Origin of the sequence: Pseudomonas sp. BF-RE-22, assembly GCF_019956155.1 — a bacterium.
GTDB classification, from domain to species: Bacteria; Pseudomonadota; Gammaproteobacteria; order Pseudomonadales; family Pseudomonadaceae; genus Aquipseudomonas; species Aquipseudomonas migulae.
Map to the genome: position 1 here is coordinate 1 of NZ_JAHBDD010000053.1, position 26981 is coordinate 26981.

Sequence of the window (26981 nt, forward strand, 5' to 3'; positions counted from 1 at the left end):
CTGAAGAGCCAGGTCGGCTTTCAGGCCGCCTCGGCGGCTGTGGCGGTAGTCGCCCCCTCGAGAGGCCGAGTGGAGGTTCTGCGCAGTGGGCAACCCGGCATGGATGCCGGGTTAGCCGCCCCCGGCCATGGATGGCCGATGGCGGCGGGCCCACGGAGCAGGACCGGAGCGAGGGTATGCCGAGCCTAGGCGAGGCACCGAACGAAAGGGGCAAAAGCGCTTTGGTTACTTTCGCGCTTTTCGAAAGTGACTCGCTGTAAAAGCGAAACCGTCAGTGGCCGTTACCGCAAAAACGGATATGCCCCCAACCCAACCCAACCCAACCCAACCCCACATCAAGCCATCAAAGCTCGAACCGCAGCTCCGGCCAGATCGGCGAAGTACCGCGTTTTTGCGACTCCAGAATAGCCCGGCACAACGAACACAGCCGCTGGTCCTGGAACACCCGGCGATCAACGCTCGACCAGCGCGGCTGCGCGGGCAGCAGACTTCCGCACAAGGTGCGATCGGCCGAGCCGCCCAGCTCCAGCTGACGGGTCACCAGATGTACCCGCACTTCCTGGCAGGCGAACAGATCCAGCTGTTCGTCAGGCTCGATCAGTTGATAGGCAAAAAGTGACCAGGCGGGACGCGGCATCGGGGGCTCCAAATCGGGGGCGCCACCTTAGCCGAAACACCGCCGCTAGAAAAGCGTCAAAGCAGCGGTTTCAGTGTCGGCCAGACATTTTCCAGCAACTTGTCCTGAGCGCCCGCAGCCGGGTGCAGGCCGTCTGACTGCATCAGCTCAGGATGCCCGCCCACGCCCTCGAGGAAAAACGGCACCAGCGGGATTTTTTTCTCGGCGGCGACGTTGCTGAAAGCCTCAGCGAAGACCTTGTTGTAGCGCGCACCGTAGTTGGGTGGCAATTGCATGCCGAGTAGCAGCACTTTGGCACCACTGGCCTTGGAGCTGTTGATCATCGCTGCAAGGTTTTGTTGCAATTGTGTTGGCAGCATTCCACGCAGCCCGTCATTGCCACCCAACTCGAGGATCACCAACTCCGGTTTATGCTCTGCAAGCAGCGCAGGCAGGCGCGCCCGGCCTCCGGCGCTGGTGTCGCCGCTGATGGACGCATTGACCACCTTATCGTCGAAACCTTCGCGCTTGAGCCGTTGCTCAAGCAGCGACACCCACCCCTCGCGGGTATCCAGTCCGAAACCGGCGCTGATACTATCGCCAACGATCAGGACAGTACCCGCCGCTGCGTTCTGGGCCATGCACATCAAGGCCAGGCCAGCACTCAAAAACCACACTCGCATCGGATTCTCCATGGGCGCAAGCATTCTCACCGCGAAGAACCTCAGCAAAGTGGTTCCCAGCGCGGAAGGTGATCTGACTATCCTGCACGAACTCAGCCTGGAACTGAACAAGGGCGACAGCCTGGCCATCGTCGGCGCGTCCGGCTCGGGGAAATCCACCCTCCTCGGCCTGCTCGCCGGCCTCGACTTGCCGAGCAGCGGTGAAGTCACCCTCGCAGGCCAGGGCCTGAGTAATCTTGATGAAGACCAACGCGCACGCATTCGCGCCGAACACGTCGGTTTTGTCTTTCAATCATTCCAATTGCTCGACAGCCTCAACGCCCTGGAAAACGTCATGTTGCCGCTGGAGCTCGATGGCCGCAAAGACGCCCGTCAGCGCGCCACTGAATTGCTGCAACGGGTCGGTTTGGGCCAGCGCCTGACCCACTCGCCCCGCCAGCTCTCCGGTGGCGAGCAGCAGCGTGTAGCGATTGCCCGTGCGTTTGCCGCCGAACCCGGCGTGCTGTTCGCCGACGAACCCACCGGCAACCTCGACAGCCACACCGGCGAGCGCATCAGCGATCTGTTGTTCGAACTGAACAAGGAACGCGGCACGACCCTGGTGCTGGTGACCCACGATGAACGCCTGGCACATCGTTGCCGGCGCCTGATCCGCCTTGAAGCCGGCCTGCTGGTCGCCCCTCTGGAGCCTTAATGGCACGCCTGCCGCTGTTGCGCCTGTTCAGTCTCGCCATCCGCCAACTGCTGCGCGACGCCCGCGCCGGTGAGTTGCGGGTGTTGTTCTTCGCTTTGCTGGTGGCGGTGGCGGCGAGTACCGCCATCGGTTACTTCGGCGCCCGCCTGAATGGCGCCATGATGCTGCGCGCCACCGAATTTCTCGGCGCCGACCTGCTGCTCGAAGGCAGTTCGCCGGCGCGCCCCGAACAGATCAAAAGCGGCACGGATCTGGGCCTCGAACATGCGCAGGTGGTGGAGTTCTCCAGCGTAATCGCCACCGACAATGGCATTCAGCTGTCCAGCATCAAAGCCGCCGACGACATCTACCCACTGCGCGGCGAGCTGAAAAGTGCCGCCGCGCCCTTCGCCGCGGAAGAATCCGGAGGCGGACCGAAACCCGGCGAAGCCTGGGTTGAAGCGCGACTGCTGACCGCGCTGGATTTGAAGATCGGCGACAGCATCGACGTCGGCATGCGCACCCTGAAACTGGCACGCGTGCTGACCTATGAACCGGATCGTGCCGGCAACTTCTACAGCCTGACGCCACGGGTGCTGATCAACCTCAGCGATCTCACGGCGACCGGCGTGGTGCAGCCCGGCAGCCGCGTCAGCTACCGCGAACTCTGGCGCGGCAAGGCCGAAGCGCTGGAAACCTACCGTCAATTGATCAAACCCGGTCTCGCCGCCAATCAACGCATTCAAGACGCCCGCGATGGCAACCGGCAGATCGGCGGCGCACTGGGCAAAGCCGAGCGCTACTTGAACATGGCGAGTCTGGTCGCGGTGCTGTTGTCCGGCGTCGCGGTGGCGCTGTCGGCGACGCGTTTCGCCACCCGCCGCTTCGATGCCAGTGCACTGTTGCGTTGCCTCGGGCTGTCCCGTCGGGAAACCATGGTGCTGTTCAGTTTGCAGCTGACGGTTCTCGGACTGCTGGCCAGCATCAGCGGCGCCTTGCTCGGCTGGCTGGCGCAACTCGGGTTGTTCGCGCTGCTGCATGATTTGTTGCCGACCGATGTTCCACCGGGCGGCCTGCTTCCGGCCATCGCCGGGATCGGCACCGGACTGGTGGCGCTGGCCGGTTTTGCCTTGCCGCCACTGGCTGCGTTGGGTCGGGTCCCACCTCTGCGCGTATTGCGTCGCGACATGCTGCCGATTCCTTCCAGCACCTGGATGGTCTACGGAGCTGCACTGGGCGCTCTCGGGCTGATCATGTGGCGCCTGAGCCTGGATTTGGTACTGACCTTCGCCCTGCTCGGCGGCGGCGTGATCGCGGCGCTGGTGTTGGGCGGCTTGCTGTTGCTGCTACTGAAGAGCCTGCGCCGAATGCTCGCGCGCGCTTCGTTGCCGTGGCGTCTCGGCCTGGGTCAACTGCTGCGTCATCCACTGGCGGCAGCCGGCCAATCGCTGGCCTTCGGTCTGATCCTGCTGTCCATGGCGCTGATCGCTTTGCTGCGCGGCGAACTGCTGGACACCTGGCAAAACCAGTTGCCGAAAAACGCGCCGAATTACTTCGCGCTGAACATCCTGCCGGCGGAAAAACAGGCATTCACCGATCGCCTGATCGAACTGTCGGCACAATCGGCGCCGTTGTACCCGGTGGTGCCGGGGCGATTGATCAGCATCAATGGCGAACCGGTGCAGGACATCGTCAGCAAGGACTCGGCCGGTGATCGGGCGATTCAGCGCGACCTCAGCCTGACCTGGGCGGCAGACCTGCCGGCTGGAAACAAACTCACCGCCGGCAACTGGTGGGGCGATCAGGCGCCGGACGACGTTCCCGGTGTGTCGGTGGAAGGCAAAGTCGCCGAGAGCCTGAAGCTCAAGCTCGGCGATCACATGGTCTTCACCGTCGGCGGGGTCAATCGCGAAGCGAAGGTCACCAGCCTGCGGGAGATCAACTGGGACAACTTCCAGCCGAACTTCTTCATGATTTTCCAGCCCGGCACATTGAAGGATCTGCCAGCGACCTACCTGACCAGTTTCTATCTGGCGGCGGGCCACGACCAGCAGATCGTCGACCTGTCCCGCGCCTTCCCGGCGGTGACCATTCTGCAAGTCGAAGCCTTGCTGGCGCAGCTGCGCAGCATCCTCGCCCAGGTCACCCTGGCGGTGGAATACGTGCTGTTGTTTGTGTTGGCGGCGGGGATGGCGGTGTTGTTCTCGGGCCTGCAAGCCACGCTGGATGAACGCATTCGCCAAGGCGCATTGTTGCGGGCACTGGGAGCCGAGCGCCGGTTGTTGGTCAAGGCCCGACGGATCGAGTTCGGCCTGCTTGGCGCGGTCAGCGGATTGCTGGCAGCGCTGGGCTCGGAGTTGGTGAGCCTGGTGCTGTACCGTTACGCCTTCGACTTGCCATGGCACCCGCATCCGTGGCTGCTGGTGTTGCCACTGATCGGCGCCGTGCTGATCGGCGGTGCCGGCGTGTTTGGCACCCGGCGTGCCTTGAACGCCAGCCCCCTGACAGTCTTGCGCGAGGGTTGATAGACTCAACCCTTCTCAACCACAAGAAGTTGCCATGAGCCGTTATCGCCCTCCCCGCACCGCTGGCACCGCGCTGATCACCCCTGAAGGTGAAGCGCGGATGCGGGCCGAGTTCCATGAGCTCTGGCATGTGCGCCGACCGCAGGTCACGCAATCGGTCAGCGAGGCCGCGGCGCAGGGTGATCGCTCCGAGAACGCCGAATACACCTACGGCAAAAAGATGCTGCGCGAAATCGACAGTCGCGTGCGCTTTCTCACCAAGCGCCTGGAAGCGCTCAAGGTGGTCAGCGAAAAGCCCAGCGATCCGAACAAAGTCTACTTCGGGGCCTGGGTCACCATCGAAGACGAGGACGGCAAAGAGTCGCGCTACCGCATCGTCGGGCCGGATGAACTGGACTTGAAACTGGGCCTGATCAGCATCGACTCACCGCTGGCACGCGCCCTGATCGGCAAGGCACTGGACGCCGAAGTTCGGGTCCAGACGCCTACCGGCGAACAGTGCGTGTATATCGTGGCGATTGATTACCCATAAGCCTTAACGGCGGGTGATCAGCCCTTGCCGGGCGACGCGGGTCAGTTGCCTGATCATCTCTGGCGCGTCTTCAAGGGCGGGCGACTGAATCACCGCAAGGTCGAAACTGTCGCTGGCAAAACGCGCCAGTGACTCACCGTCTTCGACAAACTGGATCAGGAAAGCTGCGGGCCCACCGGTGCGACGTGGCCAACCATCGAGGTAACGCAGGAGCGTCGGCTGATGTTTGCCGCCAAGCAGGATTTTTGGATTGCGCTGGGTCAGATGTGCCGTGATCGGCGCGGGGCGTACAACGGGGTTTAGTGCATTCATCGTGTCGTGTCTCTGCCTCAAAAGTCTGCATGGCAGGTGAGAGGCAACACCGAACCAGCGCTTTAGCGGTATTTCGAAGCCTGTTTCAAGCTTCTATCGGCAACTGAATGAGTCACCTGGCGCCCCGCAAGTAGCTGTTTAAATCGGCGCATGGGCAGCATCCTAGAGAAGCTGACCGGACAGTGTCAAGAATGACGCACAACAAAAAAGGCCCGCGCAATGCGGGCCTTTTCGTTGAGCCAGAGCGATCAACCAGCGATGGCGCGATCAACCGACAGCTTGCCGGCGCCTTCGAACAGCACCGCGATGCTGCCACCCAGCAGGGCCAGGGCGAATTCATAACCGTTGTTGGCCATGAACAGACCGTTGCTGATATGCACGCTGAAGATGGCGACCAGCGACAGGAACGTCAGGCCAAGTGCCGCAGGGCGGACCAGCAAGCCGATGATCAAGGCCAGACCGGCGAAGAACTCGGTACCACCGGCCAACGTGGCCATCAGGTAACCCGGTGCCAGGCCGATGCTTTCCATGTACTGCGCGGTGCCCGCCAGACCGTAGCCGCCGAAAGCGCCGAAGAGTTTCTGCGAGCCGTGGGCCGCGAAGATGATGCCGACGAAGATCCGCAGGACAGTCAGGCCGTAGCCAGCGCGGGTAAACAGTACCTTGTTGATCAGTGAGCTCATGCTGTGTCATCCATTGTGTGTTTGTGTGTTGGTTGGCCGCTATATTAATCAATAAATTAAATGCTAAAAGCGCAAATTTTTCGCCATAACAATCAGTTTATTCGATCACTTCCTTAAGGCTACTTTCTGCCCCTGGGGCTCCAACGACTCCCGCTCCCGATCGAACGCCAAGTAATACTTGTTCACGCTATTAACATAGCTGACAGGTCCCATTCCCACCTGCTCCATGGCGATGCGCTCGACCTGGAAGAACCATTGATTGGGATTCAAGCCTCGCCGACGCGCCTCGGCGCGCATGCCCTGAACCCGCTCCGGCCCGATGTTGTAAGCCGCCAGCACGAACGCCATGCGCTCACGCTCGTTGAGTTTGGGGCTGGCAAAAAACTTGCGGCGGATCATCGCCAGGTATTTGGCCCCGGCCTGCACATTGGCATCGAGGTCCTGAATGTTGTTGACCCCTACCCGCTGGGCCGCGGACGGAGTGATCTGCATCAGGCCAGTGGGGCCACCGCCGCTTCGTGCGCGGGGTTGCAACGCGGACTCCTTGAAGGCCAATGCCGCCAGATTCAACCAATCCATGCCTTGGGCATCGGCGTGTTTCTGCAATACCGGTCTGAGTTTTTCCAGGCGCTGGCGATCAGTCTTGGCCAGTGGGTAATGCACTTGATAGAGGCGTCGATAGATGCGCAGGAACGCCGCGTCCTGATCCGAAGGCTTTTTGTACCCGATCAGGAAGCGATCGATGCTCGCCCGCAGCATCGAGGCATCGCGGCGTACGAACCAGAATTCTTCCCCCGGCTCGCTGATCAGCACCTGCCGATCGAAACGCAACTTGGGCAGGATCTTGCCCCAGCGTTCGGCAATCGGCTGCTCGACGATGGTCAGGTGAAAAATCCCGCCCTGAACCATTTCCAGCACGTCTTCGACCGCCAGGCTCGGATCGACCCACTCGATCTTCACCGGTGCCAGTTTGTGCAAGGCAAGCTTTTGATTGATCTGACTGATCGCCTCCCCGGCGGCGCTGCCGGTGGGTAGCGCCAGGGTTTTACCGGACAGTTGTTCGAGGCGGGTGTAGCGTTTCTCGCCCTTGATTCCGACCAGGACCAGAGGAATGTCGCTGGCAATCGGTTCGCTGGTGCTGACGGCGTAGCCCGGTTGCAGATCGAGTAACTCGCCCGGTGCAACCAGATCCCCCTCCCCGCGCTGCAACGCGCCGAGCAGTTGATCCTTGGCTTTGGGAATGATCTTGAGCGTCACTTCCTGACCGTCACGGGCATGGCCATTGAGGTATTGCTCGAAGGCACGCAAGCGATGGTATTCGACGCCGATGGCCTGGCCCTGGACTTCGCCGGAGCTGTTGCGGCTCTGGTTGACCAGCACCTTCAGCACACGGCTGCTGCGGATTTCCTGCAGGTCACGCACCTGGGCCGCCGGCACGGCTTGCAGCGGGCCGGCCAGCCGCGCAACCGCCGGCATCGGCAGCAGCAACGAACCACACAGCAGTAACAAAATCGAGGGACGTGTCATCCACTCTCCGGAAAGAATACTGGGCCAATTTCAAAAAAATGTTTGAAATCGAACGACAGAAACAGAGCGCCTTGAGCGCTGGCAAAGTGCGAAAGACTGGCACAGTGATGGCATGCTGACCACCCCAGCTTGTCTCGCGGCATCAAAAGACAGCTTTAACTCGTTGTAGTTCTTGGCTTTTCTTATAAATCTACAGCTCTGATATGCTTTCCGGCCTTTGGTCCGAGGTAGCACCATGCAACTCATCGATATCGGCGTCAACCTGACCAACCCCAGTTTTGCCGACAAACACCAGGCTGTACTCGACCGCGCCTATGCCGCCGGAGTCTGCCAATTGGTGCTCACCGGCACCAATGTCGAAGGCAGCGAACAGGCGCTGGAGCTGTGCCGGCAATTGGATGAAACGGCGCAACGGTTGTTCGCCACCGCCGGCATTCACCCTCACGCAGCCAGCGACTGGAACGCCGACAGCGCCCAGCGCCTGCGCAGTTTGCTCAAAGAGCCGAACGTAGTGGCGGTGGGTGAATGCGGGCTGGATTTCAATCGCGATTTCTCGCCGCGTCCGCAACAGGAAAAAGTCCTCGAAGAACACTTGGCGATGGCGGTCGATCTGCAACTGCCGGTGTTTCTCCACGAACGTGATGCCAGTCAGCGCTTGCTGGAAATCCTGCGCGATTACCGCGACCAATTGCCGGCCGCCGTGGTGCATTGCTTCACCGGGGAAAAGAAGGCGCTGTTCAGCTACCTCGACCTGGACTTGCACATCGGCATCACCGGCTGGATCTGCGACGAGCGCCGGGGCACGCATTTGCATCCGTTGGTGAAAGAAATCAAACGCGGGCGGTTGATGCTGGAGAGCGATGCGCCGTATCTGCTGCCGCGCAGTTTGCGGCCAAAGCCGAAAAATGGTCGCAACGAACCGGCGTACCTGACCGAAGTGTTGCGGGAAGTGGCGTTGCATCGCGGGGAAAGCGAGGAAGAGCTGGCGGCCCACAGCACCGCGTGTGCACGGGCCTTTTACGGACTGCCAGTGATCGACTGAAACGCAATCAACTGTAGGAGCGAGCCCGCTCGCGATGGACTAATGAACACCGTGTTTATCCAATAAACACGCGTTATCGTTGGCGACCATCGCGAGCAGGCTCGCTCCTACAGAGGGGTGACACTCAGTGGCTGCTGCGCATCATTTCCTTCGGCACATACTTGCCGATCTCGAACTTGCCGATCGCCGCGCGGTGCACTTCATCCGGGCCATCGGCCAGGCGCAGCGTGCGCTGCATCGCATACATGTAGGCCAGCGGGAAGTCGTTGGAAACCCCTGCGCCGCCATGGATCTGGATCGCCCGGTCGATGACGCGCAACGCCACATTCGGTGCCACCACCTTGATCTGCGCGATTTCGCTCTTCGCCACTTTGTTGCCGACGGTGTCCATCATGTACGCCGCTTTCAAAGTCAGTAGGCGTGCCATGTCGATTTCCATCCGCGAGTCGGCGATTTTGTCGATGTTACCGCCCAGGCGCGCCAGGGGCTTGCCGAATGCGGTGCGATTCACCGAGCGTTTGCACATCAGTTCCAGCGCACGCTCAGCCATGCCGATCGAACGCATGCAGTGGTGAATCCGACCCGGGCCAAGGCGACCCTGAGCGATTTCGAAGCCGCGTCCTTCACCCAACAGGACGTTTTCGTACGGCACCCGGACGTTTTCGAACAGCACTTCGGCGTGACCGTGAGGCGCGTCGTCGTAACCGAACACCGGCAGCGGACGAACGATCTTCACGCCCGGTGCATCCACCGGCACCAGAATCATCGAGTGCTGGGCGTGGCGTGGCGCATCAGGATTGCTCAGGCCCATGAAGATCAGAATCTTGCAGCGTGGATCGCAGGCACCCGAGGTCCACCACTTCTTGCCGTTGATCACCCACTCGTCACCGTCACGCACGGCGCGGGCGGCCATGTTGGTGGCGTCGGACGAAGCCACGTCCGGTTCGGTCATGGCGAACGCCGAGCGGATCTCGCCGCGTAGCAGCGGTTCGAGCCAGCGTTGCTTCTGTTCTTCGTTGGCGTAGCGCACCAGCACTTCCATGTTGCCGGTGTCGGGCGCCGAGCAGTTGAATGGCTCAGGCCCCAGCAGCGAACGGCCCATGATCTCTGCCAATGGCGCGTATTCGAGGTTGGTCAGGCCGGCACCGAGTTCGGACTCAGGCAGAAACAAATTCCACAGGCCTTCAGCCTTGGCCTTGAGTTTCAGTTCTTCCATGATCGCAGTCGGCTGCCAGCGGTCGCCCTCGGCAACCTGGCGCTCGAACACGGCTTCGGCGGGATAAACGTAGGTGTCCATGAACGCGGTCACGCGCTCACGCAGTTCTTGCACCTTGGGCGAATAAGCGAAATCCATGAGCAGCTACCTTCTGGGGGGAGGTTGTTTAGGTCATGCAATCGATGCTAGAACAGCTACGAAAATTTACCTAGCCTATTCTCGGCGTGTATTAACATTCATCACCGATATATGATCGGCTGATTGAGAACCAACAATAAGAGTGCAGCGCAATGAATCTGAGCAAGGTCGACCTCAACCTTTTCATCGTCTTCGACGCGATCTACACCGAAGCCAACCTGACCCGCGCCGGACAGATTGTCGGCATTACTCAACCGGCTGTTTCGAACGCTCTGGCCCGCCTGCGCGAGACGTTCAACGATCCTTTGTTCGTGCGTACGGCCCAAGGCATGGTGCCAACGCCGATGGCGCAAAACATCATCGGCCCGGTGCGCAACGCCCTCTCGCTGCTGCGGGTGTCGGTGCAGGAAAGCCGCATCTTCAACCCGTTGCAGGCGGTCAAGACGTACCGCATCAGCATGACCGACCTCACCGAAGCGGTGATCCTGCCGCCACTGTTCCAGCGCCTGCGCCGCCTGGCGCCAACGGTGATCATCGAAAGCTTTCTGTCCAAGCGCCGCGAAACCACCAAGGAACTGGCGGCCGGGCGACTCGACTTTGCGGTGGACGCGCCGCTCAACACCGACCCGCAAGTGCGTCACGTCAAGTTGATGGAAGACCGTTACGTGTGCGCCATGCGCAAGGGCCATCCGCTGGCGACCAAGGAGAAATTCACCCTCGATGACTATCTGTCACTGACGCACATCCATATTTCCAGCCGCCGCAGCGGTCTGGGCCATGTCGACCTGGCGCTGGGCAAGATGGGCATCCAGCGCAAAATTGCCCTGCGCTCCCAGCATTACTTGATGGCGTCGCAGGTGTTGCAGCAGACCGACATGGTCATGACCGTGCCGGAGCGCTTCGCCCGCCGCCATGATTTGTACTCGGTGAACCTGCCGGTCAACGATGTGCCGCCGGTGGAAACTCACCTTTACTGGCATGAAAGCACCGACCAGGACCCGGCCAACCGCTGGATGCGCGAGCAGATGATCGAGTTGTGCCAGCAGGTGACGGCGCATGAGAAGAAGCTCGATAAGGTGTAGGGCATTACACCGGGTTATCGTTCTTCGCGAGCAAGCTTCGCTCCTACAGGATTTACACAGTACCTGTAGGAGCGAGCGGTGCGGCGATCCGACTTGCCCGCGAAGAGGCCCGCAATGACGACGAAAAAACCCGCCCCTTGACGTAAACGTCAACCTGCCATTAGCTTAGCGCCATGACCTTTTTTTGAGCGCTTCCATGAGCAGCCAGACCTATAGCATTTCCGACCTCGCCCGCGAGCTCGACATCACCACGCGGGCCATTCGCTTCTATGAAGAGCAAGGCTTGCTCAGCCCCGAGCGACGCGGCCAGGAGCGCATCTATTCGCCCCGTGACAAGGTCAGCCTGAAACTGATCCTGCGGGGCAAGCGCATTGGCTTCTCACTCGCCGAATGCCGCGAGCTGATCGAACTCTACGACCCCACCGGCGGCAATCAGAAACAGCTGCAAACCATGCTGAGCAAAATCGCCGAGCGCCGCGAACAGTTGGAGCAGCAGATGCTCGACATCGAGCAGATGAAGCTGGAACTGGACACCGCACAGGAGCGCTGCACTCAGGCGCTGGAACAAACGATGAAAAGCCAGCCGGTGGTTCAATAGGTCAACACATTCCCCTGTAGGAGCGAGCCTGCTCGCGATGAGGGCGTGACATTCAATTTGGATGTTGACTGATCGTCCGGCATCGCGAGCAGGCTCACTCCTACAGGGTTCCATGAACATTCAGACAGACAGCACAGGTCGATTCCCATGTCCCTTCCTTCCCACGTACGCCTGGTCGAAGTCGGCCCCCGCGACGGTCTGCAAAACGAAGCTAAACCGATCAGCGTTGCCGAAAAGGTGCAACTGGTCGATGCACTCACAGCCGCGGGCCTCGGCTATATAGAAGTCGGCAGTTTCGTTTCGCCCAAATGGGTGCCGCAGATGGCCGGATCCGCCGAAGTCTTCGCGCAAATCCAGCGCAAACCGGGCGTGACCTATGGTGCCCTCGCCCCCAACCTGCGCGGCTTCGAAGATGCGATCGCCGCCGGGGTCAAGGAAGTCGCAGTGTTCGCCGCAGCGTCCGAAGCGTTTTCTCAGCGCAACATCAATTGCTCGATCAGTGAAAGCCTGGAGCGTTTTGCGCCGATCATGGAAGCCGCCAGGCAGCACGGCGTTACCGTGCGCGGTTACGTGTCCTGTGTGCTTGGCTGTCCTTATGAAGGTCACGTCAAACCCGAGCAAGTTGCCCTGGTCGCCCGCGAGCTCTATGCCATGGGCTGCTACGAAGTCTCGCTGGGGGACACCATCGGCACTGGCACGGCGGGCGCGACGCGCAAGATGTTCGAAGTGGTTTCGGCCGACGTGCCTCGGGAGAAACTTGCCGGGCACTTCCACGACACCTACGGCCAGGCCATGGCCAACATCTATGCCAGCCTGCTCGAAGGGATCTCGGTGTTTGACAGCTCCATCGCCGGCCTCGGCGGCTGCCCCTACGCCAAAGGCGCCAGCGGTAACGTCGCCACCGAAGACGTGGTTTACCTGCTCAATGGCCTCGGCATCGAAACAGGTATCGACCTGGACGCCTTGATTCTCGCCGGTCAGCAGATTTGCACGGTGCTGGGGCGCCCAACCGGTTCCCGCGTGGCCAAGGCTCGCAGCGCGCAGTAAGTGCGCTGATGTGTCCAGGTGTTACCGCTGCGTCTGGAACGTGGGGGATAAGCGAGTAACACGGAAACAAATTGTAGGGGTTTACCTGAGCGAAAAATCCTACAAAAATTCAAGTCATTGATTTTAAAGGATTTTTAAAAGTTGGCACGGCTTCTGCTATCTCTATGGCATAACAAGAATAAAAAGCAGCAAACCAATAAAAATAAGACGTAACGACTCTGACATAACAAGAACAACACGGCAGAGACGCAGCTAACAGATTTTTTTGGAGAAGGTGTGCTTTTCAGGGTGCTTTTCGGAGTAACCCGCAACCGGGCAGAGAACAATAAAACTACCTTCAGGTAGCTCCCGAACTGGTTGGATCGCTTAGCGAAAAAGTAGATCAGCGCTCAAAAAAATACGTTTGCTCTTGATCCCGGATGGGGATCGACAAAAACAGCGGTAAAGGGTCACGGTTGCCAAAAACAAAAACAGACCGCCCCTCAATAATAAAAAAAGAGCATGCGCAACGAAAAATTAAAGGGGAGCTTCGGCTCCCCTTTGTGCTTTCTGCGATTCAGGTTTTCCCCATCGCCCCTGTGGGAGCCAGCCTGCTGGCTCCCACAAGGGGAAATTTGTCACGCCTTGTTGATGCGCAATTCCTCGATGCTGATCTCGCGCATCCGGAATTTCTGGATCTTGCCGGTCACCGTCATCGGAAACTCCTCCACAAACTTGAAGTAGCGCGGTGTCTTGAAGTGCGCGATGCGCTCCTTGCACCAGGTTTGCAGTTCTTGTTCGGTGGCACTGTGACCGGGGTGGAATTTGATCCAGGCGACGATCTCTTCGCCATAACGCGAACACGGGATGCCGATCACTTGCACGTCCGCCACGGCCGGGTGAGTGAAGAAGAATTCTTCCAGTTCCCGCGGGTAAATATTCTCACCGCCACGGATGATCATGTCCTTGTTGCGTCCGGCAATGCACACGTAGCCTTCATCATTCATGCTCGCCAGATCACCGGTGTGCATCCAGCCGGCCTGATCGATGGCTTCGGCGGTGCCTTGCGGGTTGTTCCAATAGCCGAGCATCACGCTGTAGCCACGGGTGCAGAGTTCGCCGATGGTGCCACGCGGTACCAGGTTGCCCGCCTCGTCGATGATTTTGCTTTCAAGCTGCGGCTGGGTGCGACCGACCGTGGTGACGCGCAATTCCAGTTCGTCTGAAGGACCGGTCTGCAACGACACCGGACTTGTTTCCGTCATGCCGTAGGCAATCTGCACTTCGTTCATGTGCATTTCGCTGATCACCCGACGCATCACTTCGATCGGACAGGTCGCGCCGGCCATGATCCCGGTACGCAGGCTCGACAGATCGAATTGCGCACGTTGCGGCTGATCGAGCATGGCGATGAACATGGTCGGCACGCCATACAGTGCGGTGGCCTTTTCTTCGGCGACGGTGGTCAGGGTCAGCAGCGGATCGAAGGCATCGTTGGGGTAAATCATGGTGCTGCCGTGGGTGATGCAGCCGAGGTTGCCCATGACCATGCCGAAGCAGTGATACAGCGGCACCGGGATCACCAGCCGATCATTGGCGGTCAGGCCAAGGCTTTCGCCCACCATGTAACCGTTGTTGAGAATGTTGTAGTGGCTGAGGGTCGCGCCCTTCGGAAAACCGGTGGTGCCGGAGGTGTACTGGATGTTCACGGCCTGGTCGAAATGCAGGCTGTCGCCCCGCTCGCGTAACTGCTCGCTGGATACACCCGCTGCGAGATCGCTCAGTTGCGACCACGGCAGAAAACCTGATGGCGGCTGCGCATCCAGGCTGATCACGCCGCGCAAATCCGGCAGACGCTCGCTCTGCAACTGGCCGATGGATTGTTCTGCCAGCTCGGGCACCAGGCCTTGCAACATGCCGTGGTAGTTGGAGGTCTTGAACGCGCCCGCGCAGACCAGCCACTGGCAGCCTGACTGCTTCAACACGTATTCGAGTTCCGAGCTGCGATACGCCGGGTTGATGTTGACCAGGATCACGCCGATCTTCGCGCTGGCGAACTGGCTGATGCACCACTGCGCACAATTCGGCGCCCAGATGCCGAGGCGATCACCGGTCTGCAACCCCAGCGCGAGCAGCGCCCGGGCATGAAGGTCCACGGCGTCGGACAGTTGCTGCCAGGTGTAGCGCAACTGTTGATGGCGCACGACCAGCGCCTCGCCCGTCGGATACTGCGCGACGGTGTTATCAAATGCCTGACCGATGGTCATCGCCAGCAAGGCTTTGTCCTGAGAACCACGGGTATAGCTGCGCTGCGGGCTTGCACTGGGTTGATCCATGACGACCCCTATTGTCTTTATTAATGGGCTACCAACGGATACCTGCAGGAGCGATGCTTGCTCGCGAAGAGGCCTCTACATTCAACATTTATGTCGACTGGTCTGACGCTTTCGCGAGCAAGCATCGCTCCTACAAGTTGGGTCCGCTTTCTATCTTGAACTGGCTCTACTCTCGCTCAAGTTGACGTTAACGTAAAGGGTGATTGACAGCCATTCGTCACAGGCTTACGTTAACGTAAAGGTGAGAGCCAAATCACGACCCTCCCCGCCCTACAAAAAAGCCAAAAGGTGACCCATGAGCTATCCATCCCTGAACTTTGCCCTCGGTGAAACCATCGACATGCTGCGCGATCAGGTCCAGTCCTTCGTCGCCAAAGAGATCGCCCCGCGCGCCGCTCAGATCGACATCGACAACCTGTTCCCCGCCGACCTGTGGCGCAAGTTCGGCGACATGGGCCTGCTCGGCATTACCGTCCCGGAAGAATACGGCGGTGCTGGCCTGGGTTACCTGGCGCACGTGGTGGCCATGGAAGAAATCAGCCGCGGTTCGGCGTCGGTCGCCCTGTCCTACGGCGCGCACTCCAACCTCTGCGTGAACCAGATCAACCGCAACGGCAATCACGAACAGAAAAGCAAATACCTGCCGAAGCTGATCAGCGGCGAGCACATCGGCGCCCTGGCCATGAGTGAACCGAACGCCGGTTCCGACGTGGTCTCGATGAAATTGCGCGCCGACAAACGTGGTGATCACTACGTGCTCAACGGCAGCAAAACCTGGATCACCAACGGTCCCGACGCCAACACCTACGTGATCTACGCCAAGACCGACCTGGAAAAAGGCCCGCACGGCATCACCGCGTTCATCGTCGAGCGCGACTGGAAAGGCTTCAGCCGCAGCAACAAGTTCGACAAGCTCGGCATGCGCGGCTCCAACACTTGCGAGCTGTTCTTCGATGACGTCGAAGTGCCGGAGGAAAACATCCTCGGCGTGCTCAACGGCGGCGTGAAAGTGCTGATGAGCGGCCTCGACTACGAGCGTGTCGTTCTGTCCGGCGGCCCGACCGGGATCATGCAGGCCTGCATGGACCTGATCGTTCCGTACATCCACGACCGCAAGCAGTTCGGCCAAAGCATCGGCGAATTCCAGCTGATCCAGGGCAAAGTCGCCGACATGTACACCCAACTCAACGCCAGCCGCGCCTACCTTTATGCGGTGGCCCAGGCCTGTGAACGCGGCGAAACCACGCGCAAGGACGCTGCCGGCGTGATCCTCTACAGCGCCGAGCGCGCCACGCAAATGGCCCTCGACGCAATCCAGATTCTCGGCGGCAACGGTTACATCAACGAATTCCCGGCCGGTCGTCTGCTGCGTGACGCCAAGCTGTACGAAATCGGCGCCGGCACCAGTGAGATCCGTCGCATGCTGATCGGTCGCGAACTGTTCAACGAAACCCGCTAAACGGAGCTGTCCATGGCTATCCTGCATACCCAGCTCAACCCCCGTTCGGCGGAGTTTGCCGCGAACAGCGCGGCGATGCTCACCCAGGTCGACGCCTTGCACACTCTGCTCGCGCAAGTGCAGCAAGGTGGCGGTCCGAAAGCGCAAGAACGCCACACTTCGCGAGGCAAATTGCTGCCCCGCGAGCGGATCAATCGCCTGCTCGATCCGGGCTCGCCGTTTCTCGAAATCAGCCAATTGGCGGCCTACGAGGTGTATGGCGAAGACGTGCCGGCCGCGGGCGTGATTGCCGGGATCGGTCGAGTGGAAGGCGTCGAGTGCATGATCGTGGCCAACGATGCCACCGTGAAAGGTGGCTCGTATTACCCGCTGACCGTGAAAAAACACCTGCGCGCCCAGACCATCGCTCAGCAGAACCGCTTGCCGTGCATTTATCTGGTGGACTCCGGCGGCGCCAACTTGCCGCGCCAGGATGAAGTGTTTCCGGACCGCGAGCACTTCGGGCGGATCTTTTTCAACCAGGCCAACATGAGCGCCATGGGCATTCCGCAAATCGCGGTGGTCATGGGCTCGTGCACTGCCGGCGGCGCCTACGTGCCGGCGATGGCCGACGAAGCGATCATGGTTCGCGAGCAGGCGACTATTTTCCTCGCCGGCCCACCGCTGGTGAAAGCCGCGACCGGTGAAGTGGTCAGCGCCGAAGATCTGGGCGGTGCCGATGTGCACTGCAAGATTTCCGGGGTCGCCGACCATTATGCCGAGAGCGATGAACACGCCCTGGCCATTGCCCGACGCAGCATCGCCAACCTCAACTGGCGCAAGCTCGGCGAACTGCAACAACGCACGCCCATCGCCCCGCTCTACAGCAGCGACGAGTTGTATGGCGTGGTCTCGGCCGACGCCAAGCAGCCGTTCGATGTGCGCGAAGTGATCGCGCGGCTGGTGGACGGTTCGGTGTTCGACGAATTCAAGGCGCTGTTCGGGACCACGCTGGTGTGCGGTTTTGCTCACTTGCACGGTTACCCGATCGCGATCCTCGCCAACAACGGCATCCTTTTCGCCGAGGCCGCGCAGAAAGGCGCGCACTTCATCGAACTGGCCTGCCAGCGCGGCATTCCGTTGCTGTTCCTGCAAAACATCACCGGCTTCATGGTTGGCCAGAAGTACGAGGCCGGCGGCATTGCCAAGCACGGCGCAAAACTGGTGACCGCCGTGGCGTGCGCCAAGGTGCCGAAATTCACCGTGATCATCGGCGGCAGCTTCGGCGCCGGTAACTACGGCATGTGCGGGCGCGCCTACGATCCACGTTTCCTGTGGATGTGGCCGAATGCACGCATCGGTGTGATGGGCGCCGAACAAGCGGCGGGCGTATTGGTGCAGGTCAAGCGCGAGCAGGCCGAGCGCGGTGGCCATGGTTTCAGCGCCGAGCAGGAAGCCGAAATCAAGCAACCGATCCTCGATCAATACGAAGAACAGGGCCACCCTTACTACTCCAGCGCACGGCTGTGGGACGACGGCGTCATTGACCCGGCGCAGACCCGCGATGTACTTGCCCTGGCCTTGTCCGCGTCGCTGAACGCGCCAATCGAACCGAGCCGCTTCGGCGTGTTCCGGATGTGATTTTTTGTGGGAGCGGGCTTGCTCGCGAAAGCGGTTTGTCAGTCACATCGATGCTGGATGTACCGACGCCTTCGCGGGCAAGCCTCGCTCCTACAGAATAGAGTTGTGGAGACGGACAATATGAGCGACTTCAACACCCTCGAACTGCAGACCGACCCGCGTGGTTTCGCGACCCTGTGGCTCAGCCGGGAAGAAAAGAACAACGCGTTCAACGCCGAGATGATCCGTGAACTGATCCTCGCGCTGGACAAGGTCTCGACCGACGCCAGCCTGCGCTTTTTGCTGGTGCGCGGACGTGGCAAGCATTTCAGTGCCGGCGCCGACCTGGCGTGGATGCAGCAATCGGCCGAGCTCGATTACCACACCAACCTCGACGACGCCCGGGAACTGGCGGAGTTGATGTACAACCTGGCCAAGCTGAAAGTTCCGACGCTGGCCGTGGTACAAGGCGCGGCTTTCGGCGGCGCGCTGGGCCTGATCAGTTGCTGCGACATGGCCATCGGCGCCGATGACGCTCAGTTCTGCCTGTCGGAAGTGCGTATCGGCCTGGCACCGGCGGTGATCAGCCCGTTCGTGGTGCAAGCCATCGGCGAACGCGCGGCACGCCGTTATGCGCTGACCGCCGAGCGCTTCGGTGGGCAACGCGCTCGGGAAATCGGCTTGTTGTCGGAGAGTTATCCGGGCAATGAGCTGGAGCAGAAAGTCGAGCAATGGATCGACAACCTGCTGCTCAACAGCCCCGCAGCCATGCGCGTCAGCAAGGATTTGCTGCGTGAAGTCGGCAACGGCGCGCTGACCCCGGCGCTGCGTCGCTACACCGAAAATGCCATCGCACGAATCCGCGTCAGCCCCGAAGGCCAGGAAGGCCTGCGCGCCTTTCTGCAAAAACGTCCGCCGAGCTGGCAGGCCGAAACCACCCCCAAGGAGCCGCGTTGATGAGCGCACCTGTCATTACCTCTCTGCTGGTGGCCAACCGTGGCGAAATCGCGTGCCGGGTCATGCGCACCGCCAAGGCCCTGGGCCTGACCACCGTCGCCGTGCACAGCGCCACCGACCGCGAAGCACGGCACAGCCGCGAAGCGGACATTCGCGTTGACCTCGGTGGCAGCAAAGCCGCCGACAGCTACCTGCAAATCGACAAACTGATCGCCGCCGCCAAGGCCAGCGGCGCGCAGGCGATCCATCCGGGTTATGGTTTTCTGTCCGAGAATGCCGGGTTCGCCCGCGCCATCGAACAAGCAGGCCTGATCTTCCTCGGTCCGCCCGCCTCGGCCATCGATGCCATGGGCAGCAAGTCCGCGGCCAAAGCCTTGATGGAAACCGCTGGCGTGCCACTGGTGCCCGGTTATCACGGCGAAGCTCAAGACCTCGACACCTTCCGCGACGCCTGCGAACGCATCGGTTATCCGGTGCTGCTCAAGGCGACGGCGGGCGGTGGCGGCAAAGGCATGAAAGTGGTCGAGGACGTCAGCCAACTGGCCGAAGCCCTCGCCTCGGCCCAGCGTGAAGCGCAATCCTCGTTCGGCGATTCGCGGATGCTGGTCGAGAAATATCTGCTGAAGCCGCGCCACGTGGAAATCCAGGTTTTCGCCGACCAGCACGGCAATTGCCTGTACCTCAACGAACGTGACTGCTCGATTCAGCGTCGGCACCAGAAAGTCGTCGAAGAAGCGCCCGCACCAGGCTTGAGCCCGGAACTGCGTCGCGCCATGGGCGAAGCGGCCGTGCGTTCGGCGCAGGCCATCGGTTATGTCGGCGCCGGCACCGTGGAATTCTTGCTGGATGCGCGCGGCGAGTTCTTCTTCATGGAGATGAACACGCGCCTGCAGGTCGAACACCCGGTCACCGAAGCCATTACCGGCCTCGATCTGGTGGCCTGGCAGATTCGCGTGGCACGTGGTGAAGCGCTGCCGATGACTCAGGATCAAGTGCCCCTGATCGGCCATGCGATCGAAGTGCGGCTGTACGCCGAAGACCCGGGCAATGATTTCCTGCCGGCCACCGGGCGCCTGGAGTTGTACCGTGAATCGGCTCAAGGCCCGGGTCGTCGGGTCGACAGCGGCGTGGAAGAAGGCGACGAGATTTCGCCGTTCTATGACCCAATGCTCGGCAAGCTGATTGCCTGGGGCGAGGACCGCGAACAGGCGCGCCTGCGCTTGCTGAGCATGCTCGATGAGTTCGCGATTGGCGGTCTCAAGACCAACATCAACTTCTTGCGTCGAATCGTTGGTCATCCGGCGTTTGCGGCGGCCGAGCTGGATACCGGGTTCATTCCACGTTACCAGGAGCAACTGCTGCCAGCGCCCTCGCCGCTCAGTGATGAGTTCTGGCAAGCCGCGGCGCAGGCATTTTCCCAAAGCCAACCGGCCACAACCCGCACTGATGACCTGAGTTCGCCTTGGGGGATCGGCACTGGGTTCCGTGCCGGATTGCCGACGGAAATCACCCTGCATTTGAGCTGCGAAGGTCAGGACCGTGCGCTGACGTTGGGCGCTACCCGATCGGCGCAACTCGCGGGCGAGCAACTGCTGACAGAACACAACGGCGTGCGCCGCCAGCATCGGGCAATCCGTCGCGGCGGCGTTGTGTATCTGCAATGGGATGGTGAATTGCGCCGCATCGAGTCCTACGACCCGATCAGCGCCGTCGAAGCCAGTCACAGCCATCATGGCGGGCTCACTGCGCCCATGAACGGCAGCATCGTGCGAGTGCTGGTGGAAGCCGGGCAAACGGTCGAAGCCGGGGCGCAATTGGTGGTGCTGGAGGCGATGAAGATGGAGCACAGCATTCGTGCACCACACGCCGGGGTGATCAAAGCGCTGTATTGCCAGGAAGGCGAGATGGTCAGCGAAGGCAGTGCATTGGTCGAGCTGGAAGAAGCCTGAAATGCGGATCGGTCCTACGCATTGCGAGGACCGATCTGATCAGAACCTGGCCGTTGCCTGAACCACTACGCCGATGATTCGGCAGGCTTCGGTGTAAAGGGCTTTCGGATACGTCGGATTGAGCGGGACCAGGTAACGCTGCCCGCCCTCTTCGATCAGTTTGCGAAACGTCGCTTCAGTGCTGTCCGGCCATTGGGCGATCACCAGTTTCCCGGGCTCCGGCACAATGGCCGGGTCCACCAGGATCATCATGCCCTCGGCGATACTGACGCCGCTCGGTGCAGTCATCGCATCGCCCACCACGGTCAACCAGAACGCCGCGCCCTGAGCGTGGTAGTCAGTCAGTTCGAAACGCGCCGTGTCATAGACCGTCGGCTCACCGTCACGCACCTCGCAGGATTCACGCCAGTCGCTGACCGGGTAACGGAAGTACGGGTTGTACTTGCGCACCAGATCCTGGCTTTCCTCCTTCGCAATGTCCGGCTCGCGGATCACCAGCGCCACCTCGAGAAACTCCATGCCCAGTGCGTGCAGCACACGGTTCATGTCATCGATGCCCGGTTGGCGACGTTTGTTCAGCCAATGACCGACGCCGCCCTGGGACATCCCCAGGCGGTCGGCGAGTATTTCCTGAGTGACTTTGAGTTCACTCATCTTGGCCTTGACCAATTCAATCCATTTATCCATGTGCGGCACGATACGTGGGCGCCTCCGGCCAGCAAAACACAACTTGTAGTATTTAAATTCTCGTCACAAATACAGTTCGTACTACGATTGGATCACGGATTTGAATCTAACACGGAGCTTTGCCATCGCCATGACCATCCCCAGCAATGACTTGCCAGACATGCAGATCGACACCTCCCTCACCTCGCCAAAAGGCTCGGCCGCCGCGCAGCGCGCCCTGGACTATTACTTGAAACCAGCTGTGTCCGAAGCGGTGGAAGAGGAGCGTTTTTTTGATGTGAACCGCAATGTCAGCTGCGAGGAAGCACTGGTGCGAGCTTCAGACCTGTTGCGCTGCGCCGCCGCCACGGCGTACGAGTCGGCGAACAATCTGCAGGGCGTGCACCGGGACCTGGCGTTTTCGACGGTGCATATGATCGATATGGCCAAGGCGTTGCTGGACCGATCCCTCGACGGGGATCATCACGCATAAGGCAGGCAGGGATATTTCGCGGGGCGCGGGAAAGAATTTTCCAATCGCGCAGATAAAATCGTTTGACTTGCAAACGAGAATGATTATTATTGCATGCAGCTGGTCGCGAGATCAGTCGATTGTCCAAGTGACCTTAGGTCGGTCTCCTGGACTATCTCCTCATCAGGCTAATCACGGTTTTTGACCCGGCTTTTTGCCGGGTCTTTTTTTTGCCAGTTATTCTGGCTTTACCTTCAGGCTAATGAAGTCTTTGGGTGCTGCAAATTCGATGGCGCGGATAATATCAAAAGAATATCTGTTGGCAAGAGAAGCCCGGCAACATTGGGCCAAACTAATGGTAAATAGCACTTGAGAATCAATCGCACAGTCTCTAAGCTGCGACGGCGTCAAGGAGGACGCCCCCCTTTTACCCCCGCAATTTCCCCCGGTTTTTCCCTTCCCAGCGTGTAAAGTATCAGCCATAAAAAATCATATTCAGGAATCGACTATGACCGTGGCTAGATCTTCTTTCGACATCAGCGCCAACTTCGACAGCGGCAACATTGAAGTGCTGGACATCAGCAATCCGTTGCAAGCCCTGCTGGCCATCAAGCCAGACACCCGCAGCCAGCATTTTCAGTGGTTTCACTTCAAGGCCAGCGGTTTGCACGTCGGACAGGAACACTGGTTTCGTCTGAACAATGCCAGCAAATCCTCGTACAACAAAGCCTGGGACGGCTATCAGGCAGTGGCGTCCTACGACCACGTCAACTGGTTCCGGGTGCCGACCATCTTCGAAGGCGACTGCCTGCGTTTCAGCCTCGAAGCCACGGCCACCCACGCCTGGTTTGCCTACTTCGAGCCCTACAGCCGTGGCCGCCATGACTGGTTGATCGAACAGGCGCTGACCAAGGCCGGCACTGAACTGCTGGCCACCGGCAAGAGTGTCGAAGGTCGTGACATTCAGTTGCTGCGCAAAGGCACCGGCGCCGAAGGCCGGCGCAAGGTCTGGATGATTGCCCAGCAACACCCCGGCGAACACATGGCCGAGTGGTTCATGGAAGGTGTGATCGAACGCCTGGAAAGACACGACGATCCAGTGCTGAACAAACTGCTGGCCAGCGCCGACCTGTATCTGGTGCCGAACATGAACCCGGACGGTGCCTTTCACGGTCACCTGCGCACCAACGCCATGGGCCAGGACCTCAACCGCGCCTGGCAGAGCGCCAGTCAGGAGATCAGTCCGGAAGTGCTGTTCGCTCAGCAACAGATGGAAAAGTACGGCGTCGACCTGTTCCTCGACATCCACGGTGATGAAGAAATCCCCTACGTGTTCACTGCCGGTTGCGAGGGCAACCCAGGCTACACGCCGCGGATCGAAAAACTCGAAGAGCATTTCCGCAGTCATCTGAAACACCTGACCAAGGACTTCCAGACCAAGCACGGCTACACCCGCGACGAGCCGGGCAAAGCCAACATGACCCTGGCGTGCAACAGCGTCGGTCAGAAATTCGACTGTCTGTCGTTGACCCTGGAGATGCCGTTCAAGGACAACAACGACAAACCGGATCCGTTGACAGGCTGGTCCGGCAAGCGTTCGAAGCAACTGGGCAAGGATGTGCTGACGACCGTGGCGGACATGGTCGATACCTTGCGCTGATCCTGTGCAATGGCTGCATGCCAGGCATGCAGCCACGCCTCATTCGGCCGCCACTCGCACACAATCCTCTGTCCCTAAAGCATGATCTACAGCGTGCGCCCCAAAGCGCAAAGCCGCTTAACCGCGGTCCTTGCCCCGCAGCATGCTGTCGAGCACCTCATCACGCCGTACCCAACCGTGAAACAACGCCGCCGCCAGATGCAGCAGCACGGTCAGAAACAGCAGGTATGCCAGATACCCGTGCGCCTTGCGCAGGAACGCAAACACCTGCGCATTCGCCGGCACAATCGACGGTAACTGCAACGAACTGCTGAGCATCACCGGGTCGCCCGCCGCCGAAATCATCGCCCAGCCGAGCAGCGGCAGGATCAACATCAAGGCATACAGCAAGACATGCGAAGCCTTGGCCGCCAGCGCTTGCCAGCCCGGCAAGTCTGCCGGCAAAGGAGGTTGCCGGGTGGAAAAGCGCACAGCGAGGCGCACGATCACCAGCAACAGAATGGCGATGCCCAGTGGTTTGTGCAGATGGATCAGCCACTCGTGCCGCTCAGAGACAGAAGCGACCATGCCCGCGCCGATAAACAGCATGGCAATGATCATCAGCGCCATCAGCCAGTGCAGCAGGCGCGCCAGCGGCGCGAAGTGGTTCGGTTGGTTGCTCATTGTTGAGCCTCCTGTTTGGCGGCGGGCAACTGACTGACTTCACTGGTGCGGCGCAAGTAGGAACTGGCGTAACCGGCGGAGCGAGCGGCGAGCAACGGGTCGTCGGAACCTTCGATACCGGCGGGCAATACCAGCGGGTCGTAGTTGATGTCGCGGCATTCACCATTGAGCTGCGGTTGGGTGCTTTCGAGCACCAGCGTGCCGGCATTCACCACTTTGCGACCGTCGGGCCAGGCCTTGCTGGCGTCGTTGACCGGATCACCGGGGTTGGCCAGCGTAATGTTCAACTGCCAACGCAGCGGCCCCAAGGCAATCCGTTGAAGCAGGTCTTTCTCGAGGAAATCGCCACCCTCCGGCGCCGTGGCACCTGCCGCGTCCTGCACCAACGGCACCATGCTCCAGCGCACCGCTTGCTTTTGCCCGGCGGCGTTGACCAGGTAAAACGCATTGACGCTGTTATAGGTTTCCGTCACGTAACTGGCGGACGGCTTGGCGGTTTTGATCCAGGCCAGGAACGGTCCGGCCTCCGGGTGCGCACCAAAGAACGCCGGCACCGCTGCCGGGTTCGGTTTGCCGGTGGCCGGGTCCGGCGACTGGGCCTGCTGCAATTGATAGAACGCTTCGGGTGTGCCCACCGGGAACACCGGCATGCTGTTCATCCCGGTGCGCCACTGTTGGCCGTTGGCCTGGGTGAAGCGCAGCGCCAGGCTGCGGATCGGCACGGCGCTGTCCGGCGCGTAAGGGTTACCGGCAGGCAAGGCAAAACGCCCGACCACCGGGGTCCGCGCCTCGTTGAACACCTGAGCGCTGGAATAGCTGCGCGCCTCGCCACTGCTTTCGAAATGTCCGATCACGCACACGCCTTTGGAGTGATTGCGCCGGAAACCGGGGTGCACGCCGTTGTTGGTTTCCAGCACGTTGATCAGTTTTTTCGGGGTCAGACGCTGTGGGTCAAAGGTGCCGTTGACGTAGGCAAATGCCCCGGCCACTGCAGCGACCACCACGGCAATACCGGCCAGACGCAACGTCAGGCTCGCGGCACTCAAAGGGGGCCGGGTGGGCGGTGATGAGCGATCTACCATGAAAGACTCCAGGGCCATCGGCCACAAGTGAGAAGGATCAAGCAGACGAACCCCGCGAACGTTTATTCCATCGCGCGGTGTTTATTTTTTCGGGCGTGGAATAACCTCGTGTGCCGGGCGTCTTCCTAGTCCCAGCGTAGTGACTAGTCAGAATGTGATGAACGATATCGACGAACAACTGAGTGAAATCATTCCTAGATTGCGCCGGTTTGCCGTGTCGTTGACGCGCAACCCCAGCAGCGCCGACGACCTGGTGCAGTCGTGTCTGGAGCGGGCGCTGTCGAGTTGGGGCGACAAACGCCCCGAAGGCGACTTGCGCGCCTGGCTGTTTTCGATTCTGTATCGGCAATTTCTCGACGCTCACCGGCGCTCCCGGCGTTATGCGCGGATGCTCGAATTCTTTACCGGACGGGACGATACCCAACCGTCGGTGGAGCGCACCGTGATCGCCCAATCGACCCTGCAAGCCTTCGATCAGCTCGGCACCGAACAGCGTGCGCTGCTGCTCTGGGTGTCGGTCGAAGGCCTGAGCTACAAGGAAGTCGCCGAGATTCTCGACGTCCCCGTCGGCACCGTCATGTCGCGCCTGTCCCGCGCCCGCCAGGCCTTGCGCCAACTCAGCGACGGCGAAATCACCCGCCCTTCCCTGCGGAGACTCAAATGATCAGCATGCCCCCGAGCGAGCGTGACCTGCACGCGTATGTGGACCACCAGCTCAATGAGGACGACCGACGTCTGGTAGAGACTTTTCTGGCCGGCAACGTGGAAATATCCGCACAGGTTCGCGCCTGGCAGCAGGACGCCCAGCAACTGCGCGCGGCCGTGAGCGGTGCGTTACAGCAACCCGCCAACCCGGCCCTCGACCCGGCACTGATTCGCCAACGCCTCAAACGCCAATCACGCCGCCATCTGGCCAGCGCCGCGGTGTTGCTGATTGCCGTGAGCATCGGCGGCTTCAGCGGTTGGAAGGCGCGGGAGATGACCCTCCTCAGCGCGGCGGCGCCGATGGCCGACGCGATGCAGGCTTATCGGCTGTTTGCCCAGCAAGGCATGCTGCCGGCCGATTACAAGGTCAGCGATGACGGCGATATGCAGGGCTGGCTCGACCGCTATTTCACGCAGGCCCATCGCTTGCCGGACCTTTCAGGCGCGGGGTTCAAACCGGTCAGCGGGCGCTTGCTCAGCACCGAGCAAGGGCCGGCGGCGATGGTGGTTTATGAGGATCGCAGCGGGCACAAAGTCAGCTTCTACGTGCGGCCGCCAGGACCGAAAAACTTTCTGCTGCCGAGGGGTAGTCGCAGTGACGGCGGGTTGCAGGCTGAGTACTGGTCCGGCAGCGGTTACAACTACGCGATGGTCAGCCCGAGCGATACGCCGACGGCGCAGATGCTCAAGCATACCGTGCAGTTCTGAACACCCCTTGTAGGAGCCGGCTTGCTGGCGATGGCGGTGTATCAGTCACCATTGATTTGACTGACACACCGC

At 60.6% G+C, this 26981-nt stretch carries 25 protein-coding genes; 15 read left to right on the forward strand and 10 right to left on the reverse strand.

Translation table 11 applies throughout. The features are described 5' to 3' along the window. Positions 1-343 precede the first annotated feature (343 nt). Together KGA82_RS22405 and KGA82_RS22410 are read right to left on the reverse strand one after the other, a co-directional pair. Positions 344-637 carry a hypothetical protein gene (locus tag KGA82_RS22405; RefSeq protein ID WP_003226812.1) on the reverse strand — a complete coding sequence of 98 codons (294 nt, stop codon included), beginning with the start codon at positions 635-637 and terminating at the stop codon, positions 344-346. Between the two features lie 56 nt (positions 638-693). Next, on the reverse strand, positions 694-1299 hold the full coding sequence (locus KGA82_RS22410; RefSeq protein WP_008041183.1) for an arylesterase: 606 nt from the start codon (positions 1297-1299) through the stop codon (positions 694-696). A 10-nt stretch (positions 1300-1309) separates the two neighbouring features. On the opposite strand from KGA82_RS22410, the gene KGA82_RS22415 reads away from it, so the two are divergent. From KGA82_RS22415 to greB, 3 genes are read left to right on the forward strand one after another with little or no spacing between them, the layout of a single operon-like run. Continuing rightward, entirely contained in the window at positions 1310-1993 is a 684-nt protein-coding gene (locus KGA82_RS22415) for an ABC transporter ATP-binding protein (RefSeq protein WP_223452567.1), read from the forward strand. Beyond that, complete coding sequence (locus KGA82_RS22420; RefSeq protein ID WP_223452568.1) at positions 1993-4497, forward strand: ABC transporter permease; 2505 nt, start codon at positions 1993-1995, stop codon at positions 4495-4497. The genes KGA82_RS22415 and KGA82_RS22420 overlap by 1 nt, the downstream gene beginning before the upstream one ends. 34 nt (positions 4498-4531) lie before the next feature. Next, positions 4532-5029 (forward strand): transcription elongation factor GreB, encoded by a 498-nt coding sequence (greB, locus tag KGA82_RS22425; protein ID WP_008031876.1) that lies wholly within the window; start codon positions 4532-4534, stop codon positions 5027-5029. Positions 5030-5032: 3 nt separating this feature from the next. On the opposite strand, the gene KGA82_RS22430 is transcribed toward greB, so the two are convergent. The 3 genes from KGA82_RS22430 to KGA82_RS22440 all read right to left on the reverse strand — a co-directional run bounded on the left by KGA82_RS22430 (position 5033) and on the right by KGA82_RS22440 (position 7551). Next, positions 5033-5341, reverse strand: coding sequence for a hypothetical protein (locus KGA82_RS22430; protein WP_008031878.1), 309 nt, complete (start codon positions 5339-5341; stop codon positions 5033-5035). A 248-nt stretch (positions 5342-5589) separates the two neighbouring features. Then, positions 5590-6024 carry a DoxX family protein gene (locus KGA82_RS22435; protein ID WP_008031879.1) on the reverse strand — a complete coding sequence of 145 codons (435 nt, stop codon included), beginning with the start codon at positions 6022-6024 and terminating at the stop codon, positions 5590-5592. 105 nt (positions 6025-6129) lie between these two features. Next, a complete protein-coding gene (locus KGA82_RS22440) occupies positions 6130-7551 on the reverse strand; it encodes a transglycosylase SLT domain-containing protein (RefSeq protein WP_192229218.1) in 1422 nt (473 codons plus the stop codon). A 235-nt stretch (positions 7552-7786) separates the two neighbouring features. Here KGA82_RS22440 and KGA82_RS22445 point away from each other — a divergent pair, with 235 nt between their 5' ends. Then, positions 7787-8593 carry a TatD family hydrolase gene (locus KGA82_RS22445; RefSeq protein WP_192419003.1) on the forward strand — a complete coding sequence of 269 codons (807 nt, stop codon included), beginning with the start codon at positions 7787-7789 and terminating at the stop codon, positions 8591-8593. Between the two features lie 124 nt (positions 8594-8717). On the opposite strand, the gene KGA82_RS22450 is transcribed toward KGA82_RS22445, so the two are convergent. Then, complete coding sequence (locus tag KGA82_RS22450) at positions 8718-9947, reverse strand: acyl-CoA dehydrogenase (protein ID WP_008031886.1); 1230 nt, start codon at positions 9945-9947, stop codon at positions 8718-8720. 152 nt (positions 9948-10099) lie between these two features. Between KGA82_RS22450 and KGA82_RS22455 the strand changes: the two genes are divergently transcribed. From KGA82_RS22455 to KGA82_RS22465, 3 genes are all read left to right on the forward strand, one after another. Next, positions 10100-11029, forward strand: a complete 930-nt coding sequence (locus tag KGA82_RS22455; protein WP_008031887.1) for a LysR family transcriptional regulator — start codon at positions 10100-10102, stop codon at positions 11027-11029. A 196-nt stretch (positions 11030-11225) separates the two neighbouring features. Continuing rightward, positions 11226-11627 (forward strand): MerR family transcriptional regulator, encoded by a 402-nt coding sequence (locus KGA82_RS22460; protein WP_192229215.1) that lies wholly within the window; start codon positions 11226-11228, stop codon positions 11625-11627. 147 nt (positions 11628-11774) lie between these two features. Continuing rightward, positions 11775-12674: a hydroxymethylglutaryl-CoA lyase gene (locus tag KGA82_RS22465; protein WP_223452569.1), complete on the forward strand. Its 900-nt coding sequence runs from the start codon at positions 11775-11777 to the stop codon at positions 12672-12674. Between the two features lie 617 nt (positions 12675-13291). Here KGA82_RS22465 and KGA82_RS22470 read toward each other — a convergent pair. After that, complete coding sequence (locus tag KGA82_RS22470; RefSeq protein WP_207285994.1) at positions 13292-14989, reverse strand: AMP-binding protein; 1698 nt, start codon at positions 14987-14989, stop codon at positions 13292-13294. A 295-nt stretch (positions 14990-15284) separates the two neighbouring features. On the opposite strand from KGA82_RS22470, the gene KGA82_RS22475 reads away from it, so the two are divergent. From KGA82_RS22475 to KGA82_RS22490, 4 genes are all read left to right on the forward strand, one after another. Beyond that, the gene (locus KGA82_RS22475) at positions 15285-16448 is read left to right on the forward strand and encodes an isovaleryl-CoA dehydrogenase (RefSeq protein WP_008031893.1); all 1164 of its coding nucleotides are present in this window, start codon (positions 15285-15287) and stop codon (positions 16446-16448) included. Positions 16449-16460: 12 nt separating this feature from the next. After that, the gene (locus KGA82_RS22480; protein ID WP_192229211.1) at positions 16461-18068 is read left to right on the forward strand and encodes a carboxyl transferase domain-containing protein; all 1608 of its coding nucleotides are present in this window, start codon (positions 16461-16463) and stop codon (positions 18066-18068) included. Positions 18069-18188: 120 nt separating this feature from the next. Continuing rightward, complete coding sequence (locus KGA82_RS22485) at positions 18189-19004, forward strand: gamma-carboxygeranoyl-CoA hydratase (protein ID WP_008041207.1); 816 nt, start codon at positions 18189-18191, stop codon at positions 19002-19004. After that, positions 19004-20953, forward strand: a complete 1950-nt coding sequence (locus tag KGA82_RS22490; RefSeq protein ID WP_223452570.1) for an acetyl/propionyl/methylcrotonyl-CoA carboxylase subunit alpha — start codon at positions 19004-19006, stop codon at positions 20951-20953. The genes KGA82_RS22485 and KGA82_RS22490 overlap by 1 nt, the downstream gene beginning before the upstream one ends. A 39-nt stretch (positions 20954-20992) precedes the next feature. Here the strand turns inward: KGA82_RS22490 and KGA82_RS22495 are convergent, their stop codons facing one another. Next, entirely contained in the window at positions 20993-21640 is a 648-nt protein-coding gene (locus tag KGA82_RS22495; RefSeq protein ID WP_192229209.1) for a LexA family protein, read from the reverse strand. 130 nt (positions 21641-21770) lie between these two features. Between KGA82_RS22495 and KGA82_RS22500 the strand changes: the two genes are divergently transcribed. Then, the gene (locus KGA82_RS22500; protein WP_008041212.1) at positions 21771-22112 is read left to right on the forward strand and encodes a DUF6124 family protein; all 342 of its coding nucleotides are present in this window, start codon (positions 21771-21773) and stop codon (positions 22110-22112) included. 487 nt (positions 22113-22599) lie between these two features. After that, positions 22600-23751: a M14-type cytosolic carboxypeptidase gene (locus KGA82_RS22505; protein ID WP_008031906.1), complete on the forward strand. Its 1152-nt coding sequence runs from the start codon at positions 22600-22602 to the stop codon at positions 23749-23751. Positions 23752-23868: 117 nt separating this feature from the next. Here the strand turns inward: KGA82_RS22505 and KGA82_RS22510 are convergent, their stop codons facing one another. Both KGA82_RS22510 and KGA82_RS22515 read right to left on the reverse strand, forming a co-directional pair. Further along, the gene (locus tag KGA82_RS22510; protein ID WP_207285992.1) at positions 23869-24414 is read right to left on the reverse strand and encodes a cytochrome b; all 546 of its coding nucleotides are present in this window, start codon (positions 24412-24414) and stop codon (positions 23869-23871) included. After that, on the reverse strand, positions 24411-25496 hold the full coding sequence (locus KGA82_RS22515) for a catalase family peroxidase (RefSeq protein ID WP_192229207.1): 1086 nt from the start codon (positions 25494-25496) through the stop codon (positions 24411-24413). The genes KGA82_RS22510 and KGA82_RS22515 overlap by 4 nt, the downstream gene beginning before the upstream one ends. A gap of 157 nt (positions 25497-25653) precedes the next feature. On the opposite strand from KGA82_RS22515, the gene KGA82_RS22520 reads away from it, so the two are divergent. Next, the gene (locus KGA82_RS22520) at positions 25654-26160 is read left to right on the forward strand and encodes an RNA polymerase sigma factor (protein ID WP_223452571.1); all 507 of its coding nucleotides are present in this window, start codon (positions 25654-25656) and stop codon (positions 26158-26160) included. After that, complete coding sequence (locus KGA82_RS22525; protein WP_223452572.1) at positions 26157-26909, forward strand: anti-sigma factor family protein; 753 nt, start codon at positions 26157-26159, stop codon at positions 26907-26909. Before KGA82_RS22520 ends, KGA82_RS22525 begins: the two co-directional genes overlap by 4 nt. Positions 26910-26981: the final 72 nt, after the last annotated feature.